This is a genomic window from Streptomyces sp. NPDC020362, from assembly GCF_040642095.1.
Taxonomy (GTDB): Bacteria; Actinomycetota; Actinomycetes; order Streptomycetales; family Streptomycetaceae; genus Streptomyces.
Map to the genome: position 1 here is coordinate 56,194 of NZ_JBFAET010000010.1, position 23,528 is coordinate 79,721.

The 23,528-nt window shown below is 71.4% G+C and carries 19 protein-coding genes, 1 tRNA gene and 1 pseudogene; 13 read left to right on the forward strand and 8 right to left on the reverse strand.

The genetic code is table 11. The annotated features are described in order from the left end of the window. Positions 1–82 precede the first annotated feature (82 nt). The 7 genes from AB0H32_RS07065 (at position 83) to AB0H32_RS07095 (ending at position 8,124) form a co-directional block, all read left to right on the forward strand. The gene (locus AB0H32_RS07065; protein WP_361115504.1) at positions 83–736 is read left to right on the forward strand and encodes an SCO family protein; all 654 of its coding nucleotides are present in this window, start codon (positions 83–85) and stop codon (positions 734–736) included. A 38-nt stretch (positions 737–774) separates the two neighbouring features. Further along, positions 775–1,239: a copper chaperone PCu(A)C gene (locus AB0H32_RS07070; RefSeq protein WP_361115652.1), complete on the forward strand. Its 465-nt coding sequence runs from the start codon at positions 775–777 to the stop codon at positions 1,237–1,239. A gap of 13 nt (positions 1,240–1,252) precedes the next feature. Further along, entirely contained in the window at positions 1,253–3,187 is a 1,935-nt protein-coding gene (locus tag AB0H32_RS07075; RefSeq protein ID WP_361115507.1) for a copper resistance protein CopC, read from the forward strand. An 8-nt stretch (positions 3,188–3,195) separates the two neighbouring features. Beyond that, positions 3,196–4,479, forward strand: a complete 1,284-nt coding sequence (efeB, locus tag AB0H32_RS07080; protein ID WP_361115510.1) for an iron uptake transporter deferrochelatase/peroxidase subunit — start codon at positions 3,196–3,198, stop codon at positions 4,477–4,479. Positions 4,480–4,561: 82 nt separating this feature from the next. Beyond that, positions 4,562–5,494, forward strand: a complete 933-nt coding sequence (pheA, locus tag AB0H32_RS07085) for a prephenate dehydratase (RefSeq protein WP_361115512.1) — start codon at positions 4,562–4,564, stop codon at positions 5,492–5,494. Between the two features lie 552 nt (positions 5,495–6,046). Continuing rightward, positions 6,047–7,324, forward strand: a complete 1,278-nt coding sequence (gene serS, locus AB0H32_RS07090) for a serine--tRNA ligase (RefSeq protein ID WP_361115515.1) — start codon at positions 6,047–6,049, stop codon at positions 7,322–7,324. Beyond that, positions 7,321–8,124 carry an HAD-IIB family hydrolase gene (locus AB0H32_RS07095; RefSeq protein ID WP_361115518.1) on the forward strand — a complete coding sequence of 268 codons (804 nt, stop codon included), beginning with the start codon at positions 7,321–7,323 and terminating at the stop codon, positions 8,122–8,124. The genes serS and AB0H32_RS07095 overlap by 4 nt, the downstream gene beginning before the upstream one ends. Positions 8,125–8,656: 532 nt before the next feature. On the opposite strand, the gene AB0H32_RS07100 is transcribed toward AB0H32_RS07095, so the two are convergent. The 6 genes from AB0H32_RS07100 to AB0H32_RS07125 form a co-directional block, all read right to left on the reverse strand. Further along, positions 8,657–8,741: transfer RNA gene (locus AB0H32_RS07100), tRNA-Ser, on the reverse strand. A 260-nt stretch (positions 8,742–9,001) separates the two neighbouring features. Further along, positions 9,002–9,256, reverse strand: a complete 255-nt coding sequence (locus AB0H32_RS07105; RefSeq protein ID WP_361115521.1) for a hypothetical protein — start codon at positions 9,254–9,256, stop codon at positions 9,002–9,004. 78 nt (positions 9,257–9,334) lie between these two features. Next, entirely contained in the window at positions 9,335–10,054 is a 720-nt protein-coding gene (locus tag AB0H32_RS07110; RefSeq protein WP_361115524.1) for an ABC transporter permease, read from the reverse strand. 10 nt (positions 10,055–10,064) lie between these two features. Then, complete coding sequence (locus AB0H32_RS07115) at positions 10,065–10,976, reverse strand: ABC transporter ATP-binding protein (protein ID WP_361115527.1); 912 nt, start codon at positions 10,974–10,976, stop codon at positions 10,065–10,067. Continuing rightward, complete coding sequence (locus tag AB0H32_RS07120) at positions 10,973–11,890, reverse strand: ABC transporter permease (RefSeq protein WP_361115530.1); 918 nt, start codon at positions 11,888–11,890, stop codon at positions 10,973–10,975. Before AB0H32_RS07120 ends, AB0H32_RS07115 begins: the two co-directional genes overlap by 4 nt. Next, positions 11,880–12,842, reverse strand: a complete 963-nt coding sequence (locus AB0H32_RS07125) for an ABC transporter ATP-binding protein (RefSeq protein ID WP_361115655.1) — start codon at positions 12,840–12,842, stop codon at positions 11,880–11,882. Before AB0H32_RS07125 ends, AB0H32_RS07120 begins: the two co-directional genes overlap by 11 nt. Before the next feature lie 240 nt (positions 12,843–13,082). Between AB0H32_RS07125 and AB0H32_RS07130 the strand changes: the two genes are divergently transcribed. The 6 genes from AB0H32_RS07130 to AB0H32_RS07155 all read left to right on the forward strand — a co-directional run bounded on the left by AB0H32_RS07130 (position 13,083) and on the right by AB0H32_RS07155 (position 19,369). Then, a complete protein-coding gene (locus AB0H32_RS07130; protein ID WP_361115533.1) occupies positions 13,083–13,925 on the forward strand; it encodes a M24 family metallopeptidase in 843 nt (280 codons plus the stop codon). Between the two features lie 11 nt (positions 13,926–13,936). Next, complete coding sequence (locus tag AB0H32_RS07135) at positions 13,937–15,688, forward strand: SDR family oxidoreductase (RefSeq protein ID WP_361115658.1); 1,752 nt, start codon at positions 13,937–13,939, stop codon at positions 15,686–15,688. Between the two features lie 40 nt (positions 15,689–15,728). Then, a complete protein-coding gene (locus AB0H32_RS07140; RefSeq protein WP_361115536.1) occupies positions 15,729–16,676 on the forward strand; it encodes a MerR family transcriptional regulator in 948 nt (315 codons plus the stop codon). A 121-nt stretch (positions 16,677–16,797) separates the two neighbouring features. After that, on the forward strand, positions 16,798–17,346 hold the full coding sequence (locus AB0H32_RS07145; RefSeq protein ID WP_361115539.1) for an RNA 2'-phosphotransferase: 549 nt from the start codon (positions 16,798–16,800) through the stop codon (positions 17,344–17,346). Between the two features lie 148 nt (positions 17,347–17,494). Then, the gene (locus tag AB0H32_RS07150; RefSeq protein WP_361115542.1) at positions 17,495–18,397 is read left to right on the forward strand and encodes an LLM class flavin-dependent oxidoreductase; all 903 of its coding nucleotides are present in this window, start codon (positions 17,495–17,497) and stop codon (positions 18,395–18,397) included. 84 nt (positions 18,398–18,481) lie between these two features. Next, positions 18,482–19,369 carry an HAD hydrolase family protein gene (locus AB0H32_RS07155; RefSeq protein ID WP_361115545.1) on the forward strand — a complete coding sequence of 296 codons (888 nt, stop codon included), beginning with the start codon at positions 18,482–18,484 and terminating at the stop codon, positions 19,367–19,369. Positions 19,370–19,586: 217 nt separating this feature from the next. On the opposite strand, the pseudogene AB0H32_RS07160 reads toward AB0H32_RS07155, so the two are convergent. Together AB0H32_RS07160 and cydD are read right to left on the reverse strand one after the other, a co-directional pair. Then, positions 19,587–19,787 (reverse strand): annotated as a pseudogene (locus AB0H32_RS07160) (GAF domain-containing protein); the annotation flags it as partial. 102 nt (positions 19,788–19,889) lie between these two features. After that, positions 19,890–23,471 carry a thiol reductant ABC exporter subunit CydD gene (gene cydD / locus AB0H32_RS07165; RefSeq protein WP_361115548.1) on the reverse strand — a complete coding sequence of 1,194 codons (3,582 nt, stop codon included), beginning with the start codon at positions 23,469–23,471 and terminating at the stop codon, positions 19,890–19,892. Positions 23,472–23,528: the final 57 nt, after the last annotated feature.

Sequence of the window (23,528 nt, forward strand, 5' to 3'; positions counted from 1 at the left end):
TCCGCACGCACACCAGGGGTCGTGCGACGCTGTCGTACGACCCCGGTGCGCGCCGGAGTTCTCACATCTGGGACATTTCTCTATGCGCAAGAAGACGTTCGCCGCGGCCACGCTGCTCGCCGCCGCCACCCTGACCCTCTCCGCCTGCGGCAGCGGCAACGACGGCAAGTCGCCCGTAGCCGTGGTCTCCGAGGAGACCGACTCGGGCAAGGCCGCGACCATCCTCGACCAGCCGTTCGAGAAGCCGGACCTGGTCCTCACCGACACGCACGGCAAGAAGTACGACCTGCGCGCCGAGACCAAGGGCCACCCGACCCTGGTCTACTTCGGCTACACGCACTGCCCGGACATCTGCCCCACGACGATGAGCAACATCGCCGTCGCCAAGAAGGCGCTGCCCAAGGCCGAGCAGGACAACCTCAGGGTCGTGTTCGTCACCACCGACCCCGCCCGCGACACCCCCGCCGAACTGGGCAAGTGGCTCAAGGGCATCGATCCGCAGTTCATCGGTCTGACCGGCGACTTCTCCACCATCCAGGCCGGCGCCCGCTCCCTGGGCATCTCCATCGAGCCGACGACGAAGGACAAGAACGGCAAGACCGTCTCGGTGCACGGCACCCAGGTCATCGCCTTCTCGCCGAAGACCGACGGCGGGTACGTCCTGTACGGCGAGGACGCGACGGTCGACGACTACACGAAGGACCTGCCGAAGCTCGTGAAGGGAGCCAAGCCGTGAGGCGGGCGAGCCGTGCCGTGCGGCGTGCCGTCCTGCCCATGACCGCGCTCGCCGCCGCGACGGCCCTCGCGGGCTGCGGTTCCGGCTCCTCCGGCTCACCGGGCTCCTCCGGCTCCTCGGACGCCTCGAGGGCCGAGCTGTCCGTGAGCGCGTCCTACATGCCCCAGCCGGTCTCCGCCGACATGGCCGCCGGGTTCCTGACCATCGCCAACAGGAGCGGCGCGAAGGACGAGCTGACCTCGGTCAGCAGCGACATAGCCGGGCAGGTCACCATGCACAGCACCGTCGGCGGGGCCATGGAGGAGAAGACCTCCTTCGCCGTCCCGGCCCATGGTCAACTGGTGTTCAAAAGCGGTGGCAACCATCTGATGTTCGAGAAGCTGAAGCGCAAGCCCGAACAGGGCCAGAAGGTCACCCTGAAGCTCACCTTTGCCAAGTCCGGGCCCCTCACCGTCGAGATACCGGTGAAGTCCGCCACGTACAACCCGTCGACCGGACACTGAGGGAGGGACCACCTTGACCCGGACCATCACCCCCCGCCTGCGGACCCTGGTGCTGCTGCTCCTCGCCGTCACCGGCGCGCTGCTCGCGGGCGCCGGACCGGCGTCCGCGCACGCCGCGCTCACCGGCAGCGACCCCGCCCAGGGGGTGGTGGTCGACAAGGCGCCGACCCAGGTGTCGCTCACCTTCTCCGAGAAGGTGGCGATGAACGACGACTCGCTGCAGGTCCTCGACCCCAAGGGCAAGAAGGTCGAGGTCGGCTCGCCCGCCAACGTCAGCGGGACGACGTACGCCGTGCGGCTCAGGAGCGGCCTCGCCAAGGGCACCTACACGGTCGCCTACCAGGTCGTCTCGGCGGACAGCCACCCCGTCTCCGGCGCCTACACCTTCTCCATCGGGGCACCCTCGCAGACCGTCGTCTCCGGCGTCGGCACCGCGGCGGGCGGCGGCGTCGTCGGCTGGCTCTACGCGATCGGACGGTACGTCTCCTACGGCGGGTTCATCGTGCTGGCGGGCGGCGCCGCCTTCGTGCTGGCCTGCTGGCGGCGCGGCTCCGGCGTCCGGGCCATGCAGCGGCTCGTGGTGGGCGGCTGGCTCGCGCTCACCGCGGCCACCCTGTGGCTGCTGCTCCTGCGCGGCTCCTACACGAGTTCGGGCAAGGTCGGCGACATCTTCGACCTGAACCTGCTCGGCCAGGTGCTGCAGACCAAGACCGGCGCCGCGCTGGTCTCCCGGCTGCTGCTGCTCGCCGCCGCCGCGCTGTTCATCGCCGTCCTCTTCGGCGCCTACAACCGGCGCGAGGAGGCCGAGGAGAAGAGCGATCTGACCTTCGGGCTCTCGATCGGCGGAGTGGTCGTGGCCGCGGGCCTCGCGGCGAGCTGGGCCATGGCCGAGCACGCCTCCACCGGGCTCCAGCCGGGCATCGCCATGCCCGTCGACGTGGTCCATCTGCTGGCCGTCGCCACCTGGCTGGGCGGCCTCACCGCCCTGCTCGTCGCTCTGTACCGGGCACCCGCGAACGCTCCGATCGAGGCCGCCGCCGTCCAGCGGTTCTCCCGCATCGCGTTCGGCTCCGTCCTCGCCCTGGTCGCCACCGGCACCTACCAGTCCTGGCGCCAGCTCGGCTCCTGGTCGGCGTTCACCGGGACCGAGTACGGCAGGCTGCTGCTGGTCAAGATCGGGCTGGTGGCACTACTGGTGGGCATCGCGTGGATCTCCCGGCGCTGGACCGGACGACTCGTGGACATCACGAACACGGCCGCCGACACCAAGAAGGCGAAGCAGCGCGAGAAGGAGCACGTCTCCGCGGCGAAGGCCGCCAAGGACGCCGGCGCCGCCAAGGGGCCCGCCTCCGGTGACGGCAAGCGGGCCGCCCAGCTCGCCCGGCAGCGGGCCGCGGTGGACGCCGCCCGGCAGAAGCAGCTGCGGGACGCCGACCCGAACCGCTTCGGCCTGCGCCGCTCGGTGCTCGCCGAGGCGGGCGTCGCGCTCGTGCTGCTCGCCGTGACCACCTGGCTGACCCAGACCGAGCCGGGCCGCACCGAGCAGGAGGCCAGAGCCGCGACCTCCTCGTCCGCCAGCTCCTCCTCGGCCTCGTCGTCCTCGTCCGGCGCGCTGACCCTGGACATGCCCTTCGACACCGGCGGCACCGACGGCAAGGGCCTCGTCCGGATCGACCTCGACCCCGCGCGCGTGGGCGGCAACGAGATGCACGTCTACGTGCAGCGGCCCAACGGACGCGCCTTCGACGTCCCCGAGGTGAAGGTCGCCTTCACCCTCACGGAGAAGAAGATCGGACCGCTTCCCGTGACCCCCGACCACATCACCACCGGCCACTGGTCGGCGAGCAGCGTGCAGATCCCCATGGCCGGCGACTGGAAGATCGCCGTGACCGTGCGGACCTCCGACATCGACCAGACGACCGTCTCCAAGAACGCGCAGATCGGCTGAACCCCACCATGCCCGACCAGTCCATCCCCCAGGCCCGGACGTCCGACTCCCCGGTGCGGGAGCCCGCTTCCGGCAGTGTCCGGGGCGTCTCCCGGCGTGCGCTGCTCGGAACCGCCGGCGCCACCGGGCTCGTACTCGGCGCGGCCGGCGGGGCCGTGGGCTACGCGTCGGCACCCGCCCGGGCCACCCCGCTGACCTCGGTGGGCTCCGCCCGGGCGATGTTTCACGGGAAACATCAGCCCGGCATCACCGAGGGTCTGCAGGCCCGCGGCCACCTGGTCGCCTTCGACCTGGCGGCGGGCGCGGGCCGCAAGGAGGCGGCAGCCCTGCTGCGCCGCTGGTCGTCGACGGCCGAGCGGCTGATGGCGGGCGAGGCCGCCCCGCACGACGACACCGACGTGGCCCGGGACGCGGGCCCGTCCTCGCTGACGATCACCTTCGGGTTCGGCCACAGCTTCTTCGGGAGGACCGGCCTGGAGAAGCAGCGGCCGGGCGCCCTCGATCCGCTGCCCGACTTCTCCTCCGACCACCTCGACAAGACCCGCAGCGACGGCGACCTGTGGGTCCAGATCGGCGCCGACGACGCCCTGGTCGCCTTCCACGCCCTGCGCGCGATCCAGAAGGACGCGGGCGGCGCGGCCCGCGTCCGCTGGCAGATGAACGGTTTCAACCGCGCCCCGGGTGCCACCGCCCACCCGATGACGGCCCGCAATCTCATGGGACAGCTGGACGGCACCCGCAATCCGAAGCCGGCCGACACCGACTTCGACCAGCGGATCTTCGTGCCCGCCTCGGGCGGCCCCGCGTGGATGGCGAACGGCTCGTACGCCGTCGTACGCCGCATCCGCATGCTGCTGGACGACTGGGAGAAGCTGTCGCTGACGGCCCAGGAAGCAGTCATCGGGCGCCGCAAGGCCGACGGGGCGCCATTGTCCGGAGGCTCCGAGACGACCCCGATGGACCTGGAGAAGGCCGACGCCAAGGGCGAGTACGTCGTACCGGTCAATGCGCACGCCCGGATCACCCGGCCCGACCGGAACGGCGGCGCGGCCATGCTGCGGCGCCCGTTCTCCTACCACGACGGCATCGACGCGGCCGGGACGCCGGACGCCGGTCTGCTGTTCGTCTGCTGGCAGGCGGACCCGCTGCGCGGCTTCGTCCCCGTGCAGCGCAAGCTCGACCGCGGGGACGCGCTGTCGAAGTACATCCGGCACGAGTCGAGCGGGCTGTTCGCGGTGCCCGGCGGCGCGGCCACGGGAGAGTACGTGGGCCAGCGGCTGCTGGAAGGGTGATTCCGCGTTTGAAACCACCCGGTCGGGTGGCGTCCGTGAGACGCGAGCGACGCGCGTCATCGCGGCCATTAGGGTGAGGGACATGCCAGCGAGCTATGCGTATCTCGGTCCCGAAGGCACCTTCACCGAAGTCGCCCTGCGCACGCTTCCCGAGGCGGCCACCCGGGAGCTGATCCCCTACGTGTCGGTGCAGTCCGCGCTGGACGCGGTACGCAACGGCGAGGCCGAAGCCGCCTTCGTGCCCATCGAGAACTCCGTCGAGGGTGGCATCACCACCACCCTGGACGAGCTGGTCGCGGGCGCGCCGCTGATGATCTACCGCGAGGTGCTGCTGTCGATCACCTTCGCGCTGCTGGTCCGGCCGGGCACCGAGCTGTCCGACGTCAAGACGGTCTCCGCGCATCCGGCCGCCCAGCCGCAGGTCCGCAACTGGCTGAAGAAGAACCTCCCTGACGCCCACTGGGAGTCGGCCGCCTCGAATGCCGACGCCGCTCGGCTGGTCCAGGAGGGCCAGTACGACGCCGCTTTCGCGGGCGAGTTCGCCGCCGCCCGGTACGGCCTTCGGGCCCTGGAGACCGGGATCCACGACGCGGAGAACGCACAGACCCGGTTCGTGCTGGTCGGGCGCCCCGCCCGGCCCGCCGCGCCGACCGGCGCCGACAAGACCTCGGTGGTGCTGTGGCAGCGGGACGACCACCCCGGCGCCCTGCGCGATCTGCTCGGCGAGTTCGCCACCCGGGGCATCAACCTCATGCTGCTGCAGTCCCGGCCGACCGGCGCGGGCATCGGCAACTACTGCTTCTGCATCGACGCCGAGGGCCATATCTCCGACCGGCGGGTGGCCGAGACACTGATGGGGCTGAAGCGGATCTGTCTCCAGGTGCGCTTCCTCGGGTCCTATCCGCGCGCCGACATCCAGCCGGGCGAGGCCCGGCCCACCCTGACGGGGACCTCGGACGAGGAGTTCGTGGCGGCGGCCGACTGGGTGGCGCGCTGCCAGGACGGCCGGTTCTAGCCAGGTCGTAGACTGCTCCGAGCCAGTCCTACCTGCATATCTTCGTTATCCACAGAAGTTATCCACAGGTCCGCTTCTCGACCTGGGGACAAGTCGACAGAGGCGGGCGACCCAGTCGACAAATCGCCCTGGAAGTCCTTGTTGGGGCTGCCGTCCCGCAAGTCACCCTTCGTCCACTCGTTTCCTTTGATTCATCTTTTGGAGCGACCTCATTCCACCCGAAAGTGGGTGTCGTCGCTGTTTGGACGGGGAATTCTTCAGTCCGGCCGACAGTTCCGGAGTGATCCATTCCGAAGTCCACAGACTTTCCGCACAGCCTGTGGATAACTTTCCCCGGGGTGTGGATTCCTGTGGACAACGGCGCCCCCAAGTGCCGTTCTCCACAAGGGAATCCAGTCAACCCACCGTTCACCTGCTGCTACGTTCCAGGGAATGAGACGGGTTTTATTGACCGACACCGACACTCTGCGCAATTACCCCATAACGGCACGTAAGGCATGAGCCGCAATAGTGAGTCGTGGCCTGCGAGCTCGCACCGGTAGCCTTGGCCACGTGATTGACCTTCGCCTGCTCCGTGAGGACCCCGACCGTGTGCGCGCGTCCCAGCGCGCCCGTGGAGAGGACGTCGCGCTCGTCGACTCCCTCCTGTCTGCCGACGAGCGGCGCAGGTCCTCCGGCGTCCGCTTCGACGAACTGCGCGCCGAGCAGAAGCAGCTCGGCAAGCTGATCCCCAAGGCCAGCGGTGACGAGAAGGCCGAGCTCCTCAAGCGCGCCGAGCAGCTGAAGGCTGACGTCAAGACCGCCGACGCCGAGCGCGACGCCGCCGATACGGAGACCCAGGAGCTGCTCCAGCGGCTCGGCAACCTCGTCCACCCCGACGTGCCCGTCGGCGGCGAGGAGGACTTCGTCACGCTGGAGACGCACGGCACCATCCGGGACTTCGGTGCCGAGGGCTTCGAGCCCAAGGACCACCTGGAGCTGGGCCAGCTCCTCGGCGCCATCGACGTCGAGCGCGGCGCCAAGGTCTCCGGCTCCCGTTTCTACTTCCTCACCGGCGTCGGCGCCCTGCTGGAGCTGGCCCTGGTGAACGCGGCGATCGCCCAGGCCACCGCGGCCGGCTTCACGCCGATGCTCACCCCTGCGCTGGTCCGCCCGCAGTCCATGGCCGGCACCGGCTTCCTCGGCCAGGCCGCCCAGGACGTCTACCACCTCGACAAGGACGACCTCTACCTGGTCGGCACGTCCGAGGTCCCGCTGGCGGCGTACCACATGGACGAGATCATCGACGCCGACAAGCTGCCGCTGCGCTACGCGGGCTTCTCCCCGTGCTTCCGCCGCGAGGCCGGCTCGCACGGCAAGGACACGCGAGGCATCTTCCGCGTGCACCAGTTCGACAAGGTCGAGATGTTCTCGTACGTCACTCCCGAGGACTCGCAGGAGGAGCACAAGCGCCTGCTGGAGTGGGAGAAGCAGTGGCTGACCTCGCTGGAGCTGCCGTTCCGCGTCATCGACGTCGCCTCCGCCGACCTCGGCGCCTCTGCCTCGCGCAAGTACGACTGCGAGGCCTGGGTCCCGACCCAGGGCAAGTACCGCGAGCTGACCTCGACCTCGGACTGCACCGAGTTCCAGTCCCGCCGTCTGTCGATCCGTGTCCGGGAGGGCAAGCAGGTCCGCCCGCTGGCCACGCTCAACGGCACCCTGTGCGCCGTACCGCGCACGATCGTGGCGATCCTGGAGAACCACCAGCAGGCCGACGGCTCCGTGTACGTGCCCAAGGTGCTGCGCCCGTACCTCGGCGGCCGGGAGGTCCTGGAGCCGGTCGCCAAGTGAGCGCCGGATTCCCCTTCCGCCTCATCGCCACCGACCTCGACGGAACGCTCCTGCGCTCCGACGAGTCGGTCTCGCAGCGCACCCGTGAGGCGCTCGCCGCGGCCACCGCGGCGGGCGCCGCGCACATCGTCGTCACCGGCCGCGCGGTCCCCTGGACCCGGCACATCCTCGACGACCTCGGCTACGAGGGTCTCGCCGTCTGCGGCCAGGGGGCACAGGTGTACGACGCCGGGCAGCACCGCCTGCTGACGTCCGTGACCCTGGACCGGCAGCTGGCGGGCGTCGCCCTGGCCAAGATCGAGGCCGAGGTGGGGCCGCTGCACCTCGCGGCGAGCCGCGACGGCCTGGACGGCGAGGTGCTGGTCGGGCCGGGGTACGCGGTCACCGGCACGCTCCCCGCGATCCCCCTCACGGACGCGTCCGACCTCTGGGCCGCCCCGCTGAACAAGATCTACATCCAGCACCCGACGCTGGGCGACGACGAGCTGGTGGAGGCGGCCCGCCGGGCGGCCGGGGGCTTCGTCACCGTCGCCTTGGCGGGCGAGGGCATAGTGGAGCTGCTGCCGCTCGGCCTGTCCAAGGCCACGGGCCTGTCCCTCGCGGGCCGCCGCCTGGGCCTGAAGGCGGCCGACACGATCGCCTTCGGCGACATGCCGAACGACATCGCGATGTTCGCCTGGGCCGCCCGCGGGGTGGCCATGGCCAACGCCCACGAGGAACTGCGGGCGGTGGCGGACGAGGTGACCGCCTCGAACGAGGAGGACGGCGTCGCGGTGGCCCTGGAACGCCTCCTGCCGTAGGGGCGGCGCCGCTCGGCCGCGTGCTCGTCCCCGGTGCGGCTCGGTGCAGGACCTGCGCCGCTCGGGCGAACGGTCCATCCCGGGTGCGGGTCCGCCGTGGTTGCTCGCGCAGTTCCCCGCGCCCCTTCAGGGCGCTGTGACCGCCGTGGGCAGCCATCCACTGCCGGCGCCGCGAAAAGCCACGTACCACGACCGGCCACCGCTGCCCGTGGACAGCCACGCACCACTACCGCTGCCCCCCGTGGACAGCCGCGCACCACTACCGTTGCCCCCCGTGGACAGCCGCGCACTGCTGCGCCTGCCACTACCGCTGCGCCCAGGATCGGCCGCGCACTGCTGTGCCTGCCGCTACTGCTGCCCCCGGGGTCGGCCACGTATCGCCACCGCCGTGGGCAGTCGTTCCGCAGGGCGATGGGGGTCCCCCCGCTCGAGCGAAGCCGAGAGTGGGGGAGGGTGGGCACGGCCTGCAGCGCCGGGTATCGATCTGACGGGCCCCAGGCCCTGACGGCCAGGACGAAGTGGCAACGTCTTGCGGAGGATGCACGGATCGAACGTGCGCGGGGTCGCCCCCGACCACGGCTTAGCAAGCCGGTGCCTTACCACTCGGCCAATCCTCCGGGTGGGCGGCCCACGCGAGAGCGATATCGCGTGCTCGAAGCGGCCGCCCCGGGCAGTACCCGTGGCTTCACGGAGAGGTAATGGCTACTCCGGAGCCGGCCTCGGACTGCCCTGTCGGGAGCTGGGCGTACTGCCGTGCATGGACATCGCCCACCTCCACTCCCAGATCGTGACGCCGGGACACTCCCGGCGGAAGGGGCACAACCACTGTGCCCCGCCGCCGAGTTGGGCGCCACTGAATTAACCGCGGACCGTCCTGTCAGCGACCGTCCAGCCGGCGCCGCCACCTGCGCCGACGCGCCTTGCTGAAGAACCAGCCCGCCGGTGGCTCGTCGGACCGCCACGGCTGCGGCTCCGGCTCCTCGGCACGCCAGCGGGCGGCGAGCATCCGGGCCCGGGCGGACGGCTCGGAGGTTCCGGCGGCCCGTACGAAGCTCTCGTCCAGGACCAGCTCGTCCCAGACGTCGCCGTCGGCCCGCCCGAGGGCGTCGTGCTGCGGCGTCTCCTCTGCCATCTGCGGCCTCCTAGCCGTACATCCGGTTTGCCCAGTGTGCCCGGACCGAGGTGAAGCCCGCGTCAGGACCGGGGCCCGTCACTCCTCACCGGCGAGGGTCAGCGTCCGCAGCTTCTGGCCGGCGTACCAGGTGGCGAGCACGGTGACCACGACCAGCAGCACCGTCGCCGTGGGCAGTCCGACGTCCGAGGTCACCAGGTCCCCGCCGGCCACCTTGTGGGCCACGGCGAGCGACCACTGCTGGACGCTGAGGGTGCGCGCGCCGGACACCAGGGAGCCGAACAGGGCCTCCCAGACGAGGGCGTAGACGAGCCCGAAGACCACCGCGTGCCGGGACACCGTGCCGAGCAGCAGGAACATCGCCGCATAAGCGATCGACGCGACCAGTGCGGCCACCGTGTAGGCGACGGCGATCTGCTGACCGTTGCCGTTGAGGATGAAGCCCGCGATGAGCGTCGGCAGGGCCGAGAACACCATCGTCACGGCGATCGCCACGATCAGCTTGGTGAAGATGATCGTCGGGCGCTTCAACGGCTTGGACAGCAGGTAGACGACGGAGCCGTCGTCGATCTCCGGGCCGATCGCGCCCGTGCCCGCGATGACGCCGATGATCGGCACCATCGTGGCGAGCCCGAGCCCGCCGAGCAGGTCGGCGGCCGTCTGGTCGTCGGCGCCGGCGAGGCCGCGGACGACCACGGAGATCACGATCAGCAAGAGGGGCAGGGCGCCCAGGATGAGGGCCCGGCGGCGGCCGAGCAGGGCTCGGTAGGTGAGCCGGGCGACTGTGGGGTCGTACATCTTCGGCCTCCTACGCCGCGACCAGGTACGAGAAGACGGACTCGAGGGACTCGTCGGACGGCGAGACCGTGAGCAGCCGGATGCCGTGGTCGCGGGCGACCCGGGGCAGCAGGGCCGTGAAGCGGCCGAAGTCGACGGCCTGGATGCGCAGCGCTCCCTCGGCGTGGTCGACCTCGATGCCGGAGGTCGACGGGTCGGCGATCAGCGCGGCCGCGAGGGCGCGGTCGTCGCTGGAGCGCACCAGGTAGCGGTGCGGGCGGTCGGTCATCAGGCGGCGGATCTTGCGGAAGTCGCCGCTGGCCGCGTGCCGCCCGGCGACGACGACCTCGATGTGCCAGGCGAGCTGCTCGACCTCTTCGAGGATGTGGGACGAGAACAGCACCGTGCGGCCCTCGTCGCCCATGCGCCGCAGCAGCTCCATGAGCTGCATGCGCTGGCGCGGGTCCATGCCGTTGAAGGGCTCGTCGAGCAGCAGCAGGGAGGGGTCGTGGACCAGCGCGGACGCCATCTTCACGCGCTGGCGCATGCCCTTGGAGTACGTCGCGATCTTGCGGTCCTGCGCGTACTCCATCTCGACCGTCGCGAGGGCCTTCTGGGCCGCCTTCGCGCCCAGGCCGTGCAACTCGGCGTTGGCGACGACGAATTCGCGGCCGGTGAGGAAGTCGTACATCGCCTCGCGCTCGGGGACGATGCCGATGTGCTGGTAGATCGACTCGTTGCGCCACACCGGCTGCCCGTCCAGGGTCACCGAGCCGGTGGAGGGGGCCAGGAAGCCGCCCATCATGTTGATGAGCGTGGACTTCCCCGCGCCGTTGGGGCCGAGCAGGCCCGTGACGCCGGGGCCGATGGTCATGGTGATGTCGTTGACGGCGACCACGTTGCCGAACCAGCGGGAGACGTGGTCGATGCTGAGCGTGGTCACAGGCCCACCTTCTTGTAGCGGCGCACGAGGAGGCCGTAGCTCGCGGCGACGAGGCCGAGGACGACGAGCACGTAGACCACGCCCTCGCCCTTCGTGGGACCGATCCCGCCGGGGAACGCCGAGGTCGCGCCGAGGAACGCGGACTGGAGTCCGTCGATCAGCGTGACGGGCGAGAAGAGGCCGATCCAGGGGATGGCGTTCGTGCTGTTCTGGTTCTCGGCGATGGCCTGGAGCGTGGAGACCGCGCCGTAGGAGATCGTCATGACGGCGATGACGGCCGCGATGCCGAAGCCGCGCCGGGGGGTGACCGAGGCGATGACCAGGCCGATCCCGGCGAAGAGCAGCGAGAGCAGTGTCACGGAGACGAGTCCCTGGGCGAATCCCTCGGTCTGGTGGGCGAAGTCGAGCTTCGCCAGCAGCGCGCCGACGTAGAGCACGATCAGCGGGGCACCGGTGAGGATGAACAGCGCGGAGGCCAGCGCCGCGTACTTCGCGCGCACGTAGTCGGCGGTCTCGATCGGCCGCGAGAAGTACAGCGGCACGGTCTTGAAGCGAAGGTCGCGCGAGACGGACTGGGGAGCCTGCGAGGCGACGTACAGGCTGATGACGGCCTGCATGATGATCGCGTAGCGCGTGTAGTCGACGGGCAGGTCCTTCGCCTTCGTGGCGACCGCGACGGCGACCATGATGGCTGCCGGCACGCACATCACCACGAACAGCAGCATCGGCAGCACCTTGGACTTGATCGAGCGACCGAGGCCGTAGGCGCCGCGCAGCGACTGCGAGTAGAGCGAACGGGTGGCGTAGGAACGACCAAGACGGGAGCCGTCGTAGTTGCGGTAGCCGATGTTGTGGATGCGGGTCTGGTCACCCTGCGGTGCGACAGGTGTCCGCATGGGCTGCTCAACTGCCATGGCCGACCGCCTCCTTCCGCTGCTCTTCCTCGCTCGTGAAGACCTCCGCGATGTGGTGCCGTCGCTGCTCCATGCGCACCAGGCCGAGGCCCAGGTCGGCGACGACGTCGCGCACCAGGTCGTACGTCTCCTCGCCCTGTGCGGTCAGCAGCAGGATGTGGCCGGCACCCGGCAGGCCGCTGCCGGCCTCGACGGTCACCCCGCGCGCGTGGAGCGCCTCGCGCACCGTGCCGGTGCCGTCCGGGTGGTCGTCGCTGTCGGTGACCTCGATCGCGAGAGTGGTCGTGGTCTGGGTGAAATCGGTGGTGGAGCTGGAGCGCAGCAGCTTGCCGCCGTCCACGACGACGACGTGGTCGCAGGTGCGCTCCAGTTCGCCCAGCAGGTGGGAGGTGACCAGGACCGAGATGCCGAAGTCGGTGTGGATGCGGCGGATCAGGCCGAGCATCTCGTCGCGGCCGACCGGGTCGAGGCCGTTGGTCGGCTCGTCCAGGAAGACCAGCTGCGGGTCGTGCACCAGGGCCTGGGCGAGCTTCACCCGCTGTTTCATGCCGGTCGAGTAGCCGCCGATGGGACGGTAGCGCTCCTCGTACAGACCGACATGGCGCAGGGTGTCCGCGGTGCGCTCGCGCGCGGCGGTGGGGGGCAGGCCGGACATGCGCGCCATGTGCACGACGAACTCGGTGGCCGAGACGTCGGGCGGCAGGCAGTCGTGCTCCGGCATGTAGCCCACGCGCTCGCGGATGGCGGCGCCCTTGGTGGCGACGTCGAGGCCGAGCACCTCGGCGCGGCCCTCCGTCGCGGGGGACAGACCCAGCAGGATCTTGATGAGCGTGGACTTGCCGGCGCCGTTGGCTCCGACGAGTCCGGTCACACCGGGTCCGATGTCCACGGACAGCCGGTCGAGCGCGGTCACCCGGGGGAACCGCTTGCTCAGGCTTTCGGTCGCGATCACAGTCACGTCTTCGACCGTAGTGATGCGGGCCACGCCGGTCGTCAGACCACAGAGCCGTCTTGGCGTCAGCCTCGAGTATTACGGGGCCTTAAGGGATCCCCTGCCTGAGAGTTATCCACAATCGCTCACGGAGCGTCGTCCACAGGCCTTGATCCCGCCTATTGACGCCGCCTCTAACAACTGTCACATTCACCAGTGTCAAGTTACGGACGCGTACCGCAGTCGACGGGACGGGGCGGCATGACGACGGCAGTGAGCAGCGAACTCTCCGTGGAGTTGCAGGGATTCAGGCGGGTGCAGCGCCTCGCGTACGAGTGCGCGGAGGCGGTCGCGGCACGTCTGGAGCCGGGCGTGACCGAGCGCGAGGCGGCGCGGATGCAGCGGGAGTGGCTGCGCGAGCGAGGGGTGCGGGACTGGTTCCACCTGCCCTTCGCCTGGTTCGGCGACCGCACGGCGTTCGTGGACTTCCGCATCCCGCTGCAGTTCTTCCCGACCGACAGGGCCCTGGAGCCCGGGATGCCGTTCATCCTGGACATGGCCCCGGTCTACGAGGGACACACGGCCGACATCGGCTACTCGGGCTCCCTCGGCGTCAACCCGGTGCAGGACCGGCTGATGGCCGATCTGGAGGCGCACCGCGAGCTGATCCTGCGCGAGGTGCGCGAGCGGCGGCCACTGCGCGAGATCTACGAGGACGTGGACCGGCTCATGGTCCGCCAGGGCTACGCCAACCGACACCGGGCGTACCCCTTCGGCGTGATCGCCCACAAGGTGGACCGGGTGAAGCAGCGCCGCTGGTCCCCGCACCTGTTCGGGTTCGGCGCACAGTCCCTGAAGGGCCTGGCCGCCGACGCCCTGCACGGCCACCGCGAGGGCTGGTCGCCCCTGTGGTCGCCGTACCGCTTCTCCGACCACCCGCCGCAGCCGGGCCTGTGGGCGGTCGAACCGCACCTCGGCTTCCGGGGTACGGGCGCGAAGTTCGAGGAGATCCTGGTGGTCACCGACTCCCGGGACCCCGAGCAGAGCGCGTTCTGGCTGGACGACGATCTGCCGCACGTGCGGCGCTGGGCGGAGGAGAAGTGACGACACCTTCGATGCTGAAGGGTGCGCGTGAGCGCCGGGTGCGGACGGGCGGGGTCGAACTGTGCGTGGCCGAGCTGGGCGATCCGGAGCAGCCGACCGTGGTGCTGGTGCACGGCTACCCGGACAGCAAGGAGGTCTGGTCGGAGGTCGCCGCACGCCTCGCGGACCACTTCCACGTCGTCCTGTACGACGTCCGGGGACACGGCCGTTCCACGGCACCGCAGCCGCTGCGCGGCGGCTTCACCCTGGCGAAGCTCACGGACGACTTCCTGGCGGTCGTGGACACGGTGAGCCCGGACCGCCCGGTGCACCTCGTCGGCCACGACTGGGGCTCGGTGCAGTCCTGGGAGTTCGTCACGGTGGGGCGGACCGAGGGCCGCATCGCCTCCTTCACGTCGATGTCCGGACCCTCCCTGGACCACTTCGGGCACTGGATCAACGCACGCGTGAAGCGCCCCACCCCGCGCCGGGTGGGCCAGCTCCTCGGCCAGGGCGCCAAGTCCTGGTACGTCTACCTGCTGCACACGCCCGCCCTGCCGGAAATGGCCTGGCGCGGCCCGCTCGGCAAGCGCTGGCCCAAGATCCTCCAGCGGGTCGAGAAGGTCCCCGGCGACGGTTACCCGACCGCGTCCCTGCCCTCCGACGCGGCACACGGCGCCTGGCTGTACCGGGACAACGTCCGCGCCCGGCTGCGCAGGCCGCGCCCCGACGCGTACGCGCACGCGCCCGTGCAGCTCATCACGCCCCAGGGAGACGCGTTCCTGTCCGAGCGGCTCTACGACGACCTCGACCAGTGGGTGCCGCAGCTGACCCGGCGCACGCTTCCGGCCAAGCACTGGGTCCCGCGCACACGCCCCGATCACCTCGCGGCATGGATCGAGGAGTTCGTGACGTCCGTGGAGGGCGGCCGCGTCGAGCCGACCGCGACCGGCCGCCATGCCGAGCGCTTCGGCGGGCAGTTGGTGCTGGTCACCGGTGCGGGCAGCGGCATCGGGCGGGCCACGGCGTTCGCGTTCGCGGAGGCCGGCGCGCGCGTGGTGGCCGTCGACCGCGACGCCGAGGCCGCCGCCCGCACCGCCGAGCTGTCCCGGCTGATCGGCGCGCCCGAGGCCTGGTCGGAGACCGCGGACGTCTCCGACGAACAGGCCATGGAGAAGCTCGCCGAGAAGGTGCATCGCGCATACGGCGTGCTGGACGTGCTGGTCAACAACGCGGGGATCGGCCTGTCCGGATCGTTCTTCACCACGACCACCGACGACTGGCGCAAGGTCCTGGACGTCAACCTGTGGGGCGTGATCCACGGCTGCCGTCTGTTCGGAGCGCGGATGGCCGAGCGCGCCCAGGGCGGCCACATCGTCAACATCGCCTCGGCGGCCGCGTACCAGCCCTCCCGGGCCCTGCCCGCCTACAGCACCTCCAAGGCGGCGGTCCTGATGCTCTCGGAGTGCCTGCGCGCCGAACTGGCCTCGCAGGACATCGGAGTCACGGCGATCTGCCCGGGCATCGTCAACACGAACATCACGTCCACGGCCCGCTTCACCGGGGTCGACGAGGCCGAGGAGCGCCGCCGCCAGAAGCACTCCGCTCGCCTGTACGGGCTGCGCAACTACCCACCGGAGAAGGTCGCCGAGGCGGTCCTGGAGGCGGTGACCCACAACAGAGCGGTGGTACCGGTGACCCCGGAGGCCCGCGGCGCACACCTGCTGTCGCGTTTCATGCCGGGGGTGTTGCGGGGGCTCGCACGGGTGGAGCCGAAGCTGTGACCGGCAGGCCCCGCCTCCGGTCACCGCACAGGACCCCCGTATGACCGGCCCTCGGGCCGCCAGGACCTACCGCATCGAGGACCTCGCCCACCACACCCGCACCACCGTACGAACCATCCGTGCCTACCAGGACAAAGGTCTCCTCCCCCGCCCCGAACGCCAGGGCCGGGCCAACCTCTACTCCGACATCCACCTCACCCGTCTCCTCCAGATCGCCCACCTCCTCGACCGCGGCTACACCCTGGCCTCCATCAAGGAACTCCTGGACGCCTGGGACACCGGCCGCGGCCTGGGCGGCGTCCTGGGCCTGGTCACCGAGGTGGAAGGCCCGTGGACCGACGAGGAACCGGCCCGCATCACCCGCGACGAGCTGAACGCCCGCTTCGGCGGCGCCCCCGACGACGACGCCGTGGCCGAGGCCCTCGACCTCGGCGTGCTGGAACCGGTCGACGGCGACGAGCACACCTTCCTCGTGCCGAGCCCCCAGGAGCTGTCCGTGGCGGCCGAGTTGCACGCGGCCGGTGTGCCGCTCGCCGCGATCTCGGACCATCTCAGGGAGTTGAGGGTCCAGGTCGAGCACATTGCCGCCCGTTTCCTGGAGTTCACCACTGAATACGTCTTCGCCCGCTATCTGGACGATCCCGGTCACCGCACGGACGCGCAGGCGGCGGAAGCCGCCTCATGGGTGCGCCGACTGCGCCCCCTGGCCCAGCAGACCGTGGACGCCGAACTGGCCCGCGCCATGCGCGTGTTCGCCGTCCAGCACCTGCGCACCCACCTGGGCACCGAGGGGCGGCGGGAAACCCGTCAGGAGACGCGGTCCATCGGTCTTCCCGCCGAGACGATCAGCGCTGTGGAGAGCCTCGTTGGCCGTGAACGTGCGTCCGCCTTCATCGCGCTGGCCGCGGAACGGGAGGTCAGGGCACGGATCTTGGACGACCTCGTCCCACCGGGGCACTCCCGCAGCGATCTTGGCGAACCATCCTGAACCGACCGTCAGTTGTCCACAACTTCTCCAATTACCCTGTGGATAACCGCACTTGGCTGTGGACCAAACCTCGGGGCGAAAATAGCCTGCGTGATCCGCGTCTCTCCCGCACTCTGAGGGCATGGATGAAAGACGCACCGTAAAGGTGTCGAAATACCTCTCGAAGCACCTGCGCCACCAGCCCGAGCGCATCGGCCTCTCACTCGACGCGGGCGGCTGGGTCGAGATCGACACGCTGATCGCCGCGGCCGCGGCGCACGGCTTCCGCTTCTCGCGCGAGGAGCTCGACCACGTCGTGGCCGTCAACGACAAACAGCGCTTCGCCATCGAGGGCACCAGGATCCGAGCCAGCCAGGGCCACAGCGTCGACGTCGACCTCGGCCTGCCCCCGGCGACCCCGCCGCCGTACCTCTACCACGGAACCGTCGCCGCCTACCTCGACGCGATCCGTACCGAGGGCCTCAAGCCCATGAACCGGCATGCCGTCCACCTCTCGGCGGACCGCGAGACCGCCACCCGGGTCGGCGCCCGCCGAGGCCGCCCCGTCGTACTCTCCGTGGACGCCGGCGCCATGCACCGCGACGGCCACGTCTTCCACCGCAGCGCCAACGGCGTGTGGCTCACCCAGGCCGTACCGCCCCGCTACCTGCGCCTCCCCGGCCGGCACTGACACCCCTCGCCGTCGCACACGCGGACCGTACGCGCGCGGAGCGCACACACGCGGAGCGCGTCCCGCAGGCCTGCTCGCCCCGTGGCCCCGCAGGCACGTACGGTGAGCACTTTCGGCCATTGCAGCGGGCCCCCGTACCCTCGGACGCATGAGTCTGCGTCTGAGCACCGTGATCCTCCCGTACCGCCGCTGGAGCGAGGGCGGCCGTTCGGCCTGGGTGCGGGCCGAGCAGCTCGGTTTCCACACCGCGTACACCTACGACCACCTGTCCTGGCGCAGCTTCCGCAACGGCCCGTGGTTCGGCGCGATCCCGACGCTGACCGCCGCCGCGGCCGCCACCGACCGGCTCCGTCTGGGCACGCTGGTCACCTCACCGAACTTCCGGCACCCGGTGACCCTCGCCAAGGAACTGATCTCCCTGGACGACATCTCCGGCGGCCGTATCACCCTGGGCATCGGCGCGGGCGGCACCGGCTTCGACGCCACCGCCCTCGGCCAGGACCCGTGGACGCCGCGCGAACGGGCCGACCGGCTCGCCGAGTTCGTGCCGCTGCTCGACCGGCTGCTCACCGAGGACGTCGTGTCGTCGCCGGGCCGGTTCTACTCGGCGCACGAGGCGTGCAACATCCCCGGCTGCGTCCAGCGGCCCCGGCTGCCCTTCGCGGTGGCGGCCACCGGCCCGCGCGGACTGAAGCTCGCCGCGCGGTACGGACAGGCGTGGGTCACCACCGGCGACCCGAAGCTGTACGAGAACGGCACCCCGGAGCAGTCCGTCGAGGCGCTGCGCGGTCAGATGGAGAAGCTGTCCGAGGCGTGCGCCGCGACCGGCCGGGACATGGCCGGGCTGGACAAGATCCTGCTCACCGGATTCACCCCGGACCGCGGCCGCCCGCTGCAGTCCCTGGACGCCTTCGTGGACTTCGCCGGCCGCCACCGGGAGTTGGGCTTCACCGAGATCGTGATCCACTGGCCCATCCCGGACTCGGACTTCGCCGCGGAGGAGAAGGTCTTCGAGCAGATCGCCATGGAGGGGCTCGCCCAGCTGGCGTGACCCGGTGGCAGGCGTCGCCCGTCAGCCATCCGTGATGTGTCTGTGAACTCATCCGTGCGCACTCCCGCACGGCCGTGCGGGCATATGCGCGAGAATGGCCCGGTGACCTCAGCGACCAGACAGCCCGGGACCCCGGCCGCCGCCCTACGGCCGCGGCTGATCGCCACCGACCTCGACGGCACTCTGCTGCGCGACGACAAGTCGGTCTCCCCGAGGACGGTCGCCGCGCTGGCCGCCGCCGAGGAGGCGGGCATCGAGGTGTTCTTCGTCACCGGCCGCCCGGCCCGCTGGATGGACGTCGTCAGCGACCACGTCCACGGCCACGGTCTGGCGATCTGCGGCAACGGCGCCGCCGTCGTCGACCTGCACGGCGGCCCCGGCGCCCACCGGTTCGTGAAGGTGCGCGAGCTGGCCCGGAAGAACGCGCTGGACGCCGTACGGCTGCTGCGCGACGCGGCACCAGGCACGGTGTTCGCCGTCGAGCAGACCTACGGCTTCCACCAGGAACCGGCCTATCCCAAGCTGCACATGGAGATACCGGACAACCTCCTGCCCGCCGAGGCCCTCCTCGCCTCCGACGGCCCGGACAACGACCAGCCGGTCCTCAAGATCCTCGCCTACCACCCCGGCCTCGACCCGGACGCCTTCCTCGCCCTCGCCCGCCTCGCGGTCGGTGACCGCGCCAACGTCACCCGTTCCAGCCCCAGCGCCCTGCTGGAGCTCAGCGGCCCGGGCGTCTCCAAGGCCAGCACGCTCGCCCTGTGCTGCGCCGAGCGCGGCATCACGCCCGAAGAGGTCGTCGCCTTCGGGGACATGCCCAACGACGTCGAGATGCTGACCTGGGCCGGCCGGTCGTACGCGATGGGCAACGCCCACCCGGACGTCGTCGCCGCGGCCTCGGGCCGTACGGTCGCCAACAACGAGGACGGCGTGGCGGTCGTGATCGAGCAACTGCTCGCCGAACGCATCTGACCCCGCCCCCCCGGCGGCGCGGCCTCCGACGGGGGCCACCGACAGGACCTAGGGAAGATCCTCCGGCAGGACCGCGGGAGGATCCTCCGGCAGGACCGCGGGAGGATCCTCCGGCAGGACCCCGGGAGGAACCGCCGACAGGTCCCCGGGAAGATCCTGTGGCAGGACCTCGCGCAGGGATCTCGGGGAGAGGCCCCGTTCGGGGGCCTCCAGCGGGGAGCTTGCCGATGATCTCGCCCTGCACCCGGATCGGGACACCCGGGAAGCTGCTCATCGGCGGGTGGCGTGCTGGGAAGCCGCACGAGCGCGGATCCCGGCTCGGATCGGCCGGTCCGGCCGGCCGGACCGGCACCGGCACCGGCACCGGCACCGGATCCCGAATGAGCGCACCGGTCAGCCCCTGCTGCCCGTCCGACACGGTGGGCGGCCGACGAGGGGTCGGGCGAGGGCTCGGCAGACATGCCTCGAGAGTATTTAGTCCCTTTTGCCGGGCAACCCGGAGCGATGCGCGTGTGCCCCGTCATCGGGCCTGTGCGAGCACCTCCGCCGCCGCCTCCCGGCGCGCCATGGCACGCAACGGCCCGTCCACGGCGGCCAGCTCCGCGTACGGGCCCCGCTGCACCACCCGGCCCCCGTCGAGCACGACCACCTCGTCCACCGCGTCGAGCCCCGCCAGCCGATGGGTGATCAGCAGCGTCGTACGGCCCTCGGTGGCGGCCAGCAGATCCGCGGTGAGCGCGTCCGCCGTCGGCAGGTCCAGGTGCTCGGCGGGCTCGTCCAGGACGAGCACGGGGAAGTCGGCGAGCAGCGCGCGGGCCAGCGCGAGGCGTTGGCGCTGCCCGCCGGACAGCCGCGCCCCGTGCTCGCCGATGAGCGTGTCCAGGCCGTCGGGCAGCCCGTCCACCCAGTCCAGCAGCCGGGCCCGGGCCAGCGCGTCGCGCAGGTCGGCCTCGGTGGCGTCCTTCCGGGCGAGCAGCAGGTTCTCGCGCACGGTGCTGTCGAAGAGGTGCGCGTCCTGGGCGCACAGTCCGACGAACCGGCGGACGTCGTCACCCGCCAGCGCGTACGCGTCCACACCCGCGAGCGTGTACGAGCCGGCCCCCGGGTCGAGGAAGCGCAGCAGGACCTGGGCGAGCGTCGTCTTGCCGGAGCCGGACGGCCCGACCACGGCGATCCGGCGCCCCTGGTCCAGGGTGAGATCGAGCCCGGCGAGCGCGTCCCGGTGCTGCCCCGGGTGCCGCGCGGTCAGGTCCTTGAGTACGACCGGGAAGGGCACGGCGGGCGCCTGCCGGGGCTGCGCCGGCTCCCGTACGGGTTCCGGCGCGTCCAGTACCTCGAACACGCGCTCCGCGCTCCGTCGCACCCGCTGCCGGAAGCGCACGGCGAGCGGAAGCCCCAGTACGGCCTCGAAGGCGGCCAGCGGGGTGAGGACCACCACGGCCATCGCCACGCCGCCGAGCCGGCCCGCAGCCACCGCCTGGGCGCCCAGCAGCGCCGTGGCGGTGACGGTCAGCCCGGAGACCAGCGCGGTGAGCCCGTCACCGAGCGCGGTGACCGCCGCGGCACGCGAGGCGATCCGGGTGAGCGTTCCGTCGGCCTCCCGGGCCGCGGCCGTACGGGCCGGCAGGGCCCCGGCGACGGCCAGTTCGGCGGTGCCGGTGAGCAGGTCGGCCACACGGGTGGCGAGCATGCCCCGGGCGGGCGCCAGCCGCCGCTCGGTACGCCGGGCCGCTGCTGCGGTGATCATGGGGACCCCGACGCCGGCCACCAGGAGGCCGGCCGCGAGCGCGACCCCGGCCGGGGGCAGCAGCCAGACCGTGAAGGCGACCGAGGCGGTCGAGACGGCCACCGCGACCCCGGCGGGCAGCAGCCAGCGCAGCCAGTAGTCCTGGAACGCGTCCACGTCGGTGACCAGCCGGGTCAGCAGATCGCCACGGCGGGCCGTCCGCAGCCCCGCGGGCGCCAGCCGCTCCAGGCGCCGGTAGACGGCGACCCGGGTGTCGGCCAGCATCCGCAGCACGGCGTCGTGCGACACCAGCCGCTCGGCGTACCGGAAGACGGCCCGCCCGATCCCGAAGGCCCGTGTCGCCGTCACGGCCACCATCAGATAGAGCACCGGCGGCTGTTGCGAGGCCCGCGAGATGAGCCAGCCGGAGGTGGCCATCAGCCCGACGGCACTGCCGAGCGCCAGGCTCCCGAGCAGCAGCGCGAGGAACAGCCGGCCGCGTCGGGGCCCGGCAAGTCCCCGGACCCGGGCAAGCACGCTCCGGGGACGCGCCAGGGGCTGCTCTGTAGGGCCGCTTGCCAGGTGGCCGCGTGGCGATGGGGATTCCCCCGCGTGAGCGCAGTCGAGCGTGGGAGTGGGTGTGGGTGGGCGAAGGCGGGGGTCCAGGGAATAGGGATCCAGGGGATGGGAGTCCAGGGGGTGCTCCCCCCTGGAAGGTCGACTGCCGCTCCGGGCCGTCGACGGTTCCTTGCCCTCCAGCCGCACCACCCGGTCCGCCGCTTCCAGTAGCGCCGGCCGGTGTACCACCAGCAGCACCGTGCGACCCGCCGCAAGCCTGCGCACCGCCGCCGCGACGTCGGCCTCGGTCGCCCCGTCCAACGCGGCCGTCGGCTCGTCCAGCAGCAGCACGGGGCGGTCGGCAAGGAAGGCCCGGGCCAGCGCGAGCCGCTGTCGCTGGCCTGCGGACAGCCCGGCCCCGTCCTCCCCGAGCACCGTGCCGGCTCCCTCGGGAAGCGCGTCCACGAACTCCAGCGCACCGGCCTCCCGGAGTGCCTCGCGGACGGCGGTGTCGTCCGCGTCGGGCCGGGCCAGCCGTACGTTCTCAGAGATGGTCCCGGCGTACAGGTGCGGCCGTTGCGGCACCCAGGCGATCCGCGACCTCCATTGCTCCAGGTCGGCCTCGGCGAGATCGACGGCCCCGACGCGCACCCGGCCCTCGCTGGGCCGCACGAACCCCAGCAGCACGTTGAGCAGTGTCGACTTGCCCGCCCCGCTCGGTCCGACGAGGGCCACGGTCTCGCCGGGCTGCACGGTCAACGACACGTCGGTCACGGCGTCCGCCGACCGCCCCGGATAGCGGACCGTCACTCCGTCGAAGGTCACGGGGCCCGCGGGCACCGCCGCGGTCCCGGACGCCGGGACCGGTGTCTCCAGGACGGCGAAGATCTCCTCGGCCGCCGCGAGCCCCTCCGCCGCCGCGTGGTACTGCGCGCCCACCTGGCGCAGCGGCAGGTACGCCTCGGGGGCCAGCACCAGGATGACCAGACCGATGTACAGGTCCATGTCGCCGTGCACCAGGCGCATGCCGATCGTCACGGCGACCAGCGCCACCGACAGGGTGGCCAGCAACTCCAGCGCGAACGAGGAGAGAAAGGCGATCCGCAGGGTCCGCAGGGTGGCCTGGCGGTACTCACCGGTGATCCGGCGAATGGAGTCTGCCTGGGCCTTGGCCCGGCCGAACACCTTCAGTGTGGGCAGACCGGCGACCACGTCCAGGAAGTGGCCCGAGAGCCGGGACAGCAGCCGCCACTGACGGTCCATCCGGGACTGCGTGGCCCAGCCGATCAGCATCATGAAGAGGGGGATCAGCGGCAGGGTGCCGACGATGATTGCCGCGGACACCCAGTCCTCGGTGACGATCCGCGCGAGCACGGCTGCCGGGACGACCACCGCGAGCCCCAACTGGGGGAGGTACCGCGAGAAGTAGTCGTCCAGGGCGTCCGCCCCGCGTGTGGCCAGGGTGACCAGGGAGCCGGTTCGCTGACCGCTCAGCCACCCGGGACCCAGGTGGGCGGCGCGTCCCAGCAACCGCCCGCGCAGCTCCGATTTCACCGCGGCGCTGGCGCGGTGTGCGGCGAGTTCGGTGAGCCACGCGACAACCGACCGGCTCGCGGCCACGGCAGCCAACAACAGCAGGGGGGCGCGCAGTTCAGTGACCGACTGCCCGTGCCGGAAGGCCCCGACCACCACCTCGGCAATGAGCATGGCCTGGGCGATGACCAGCCCGGCGCCGACGGCCCCCAGGCCGACGACCGCCACCAGAAAGAGGCGGGTGGCGCGGGCGTATCGCAGGAGGCGCGGATCGATCGGTTTCACGTGAAACATGCCCTTCGGCCCAGAGGGTGTGTTTCACGTGAAACACACCCTCGGCGG

What these genes read in the sequence shown, in the direction of transcription:
- AB0H32_RS07065 (WP_361115504.1), top strand. Translation starts at nt 83, where the DNA reads ATGCGCAAGAAGACGTTCGCCGCGGCCACGCTGCTCGCCGCCGCCACC.
- AB0H32_RS07070 (WP_361115652.1), top strand. Translation starts at nt 775, where the DNA reads ATGACCGCGCTCGCCGCCGCGACGGCCCTCGCGGGCTGCGGTTCCGGC.
- efeB (WP_361115510.1), top strand. Translation starts at nt 3,196, where the DNA reads ATGCCCGACCAGTCCATCCCCCAGGCCCGGACGTCCGACTCCCCGGTG.
- pheA (WP_361115512.1), top strand. Translation starts at nt 4,562, where the DNA reads ATGCCAGCGAGCTATGCGTATCTCGGTCCCGAAGGCACCTTCACCGAA.
- AB0H32_RS07105 (WP_361115521.1), bottom strand. Translation starts at nt 9,256, where the DNA reads ATGGCAGAGGAGACGCCGCAGCACGACGCCCTCGGGCGGGCCGACGGC.
- AB0H32_RS07110 (WP_361115524.1), bottom strand. Translation starts at nt 10,054, where the DNA reads ATGTACGACCCCACAGTCGCCCGGCTCACCTACCGAGCCCTGCTCGGC.
- AB0H32_RS07120 (WP_361115530.1), bottom strand. Translation starts at nt 11,890, where the DNA reads ATGGCAGTTGAGCAGCCCATGCGGACACCTGTCGCACCGCAGGGTGAC.
- AB0H32_RS07130 (WP_361115533.1), top strand. Translation starts at nt 13,083, where the DNA reads ATGACGACGGCAGTGAGCAGCGAACTCTCCGTGGAGTTGCAGGGATTC.
- AB0H32_RS07135 (WP_361115658.1), top strand. Translation starts at nt 13,937, where the DNA reads ATGCTGAAGGGTGCGCGTGAGCGCCGGGTGCGGACGGGCGGGGTCGAA.
- AB0H32_RS07140 (WP_361115536.1), top strand. Translation starts at nt 15,729, where the DNA reads ATGACCGGCCCTCGGGCCGCCAGGACCTACCGCATCGAGGACCTCGCC.
- AB0H32_RS07145 (WP_361115539.1), top strand. Translation starts at nt 16,798, where the DNA reads ATGGATGAAAGACGCACCGTAAAGGTGTCGAAATACCTCTCGAAGCAC.
- AB0H32_RS07150 (WP_361115542.1), top strand. Translation starts at nt 17,495, where the DNA reads ATGAGTCTGCGTCTGAGCACCGTGATCCTCCCGTACCGCCGCTGGAGC.
- AB0H32_RS07155 (WP_361115545.1), top strand. Translation starts at nt 18,482, where the DNA reads ATGCGCGAGAATGGCCCGGTGACCTCAGCGACCAGACAGCCCGGGACC.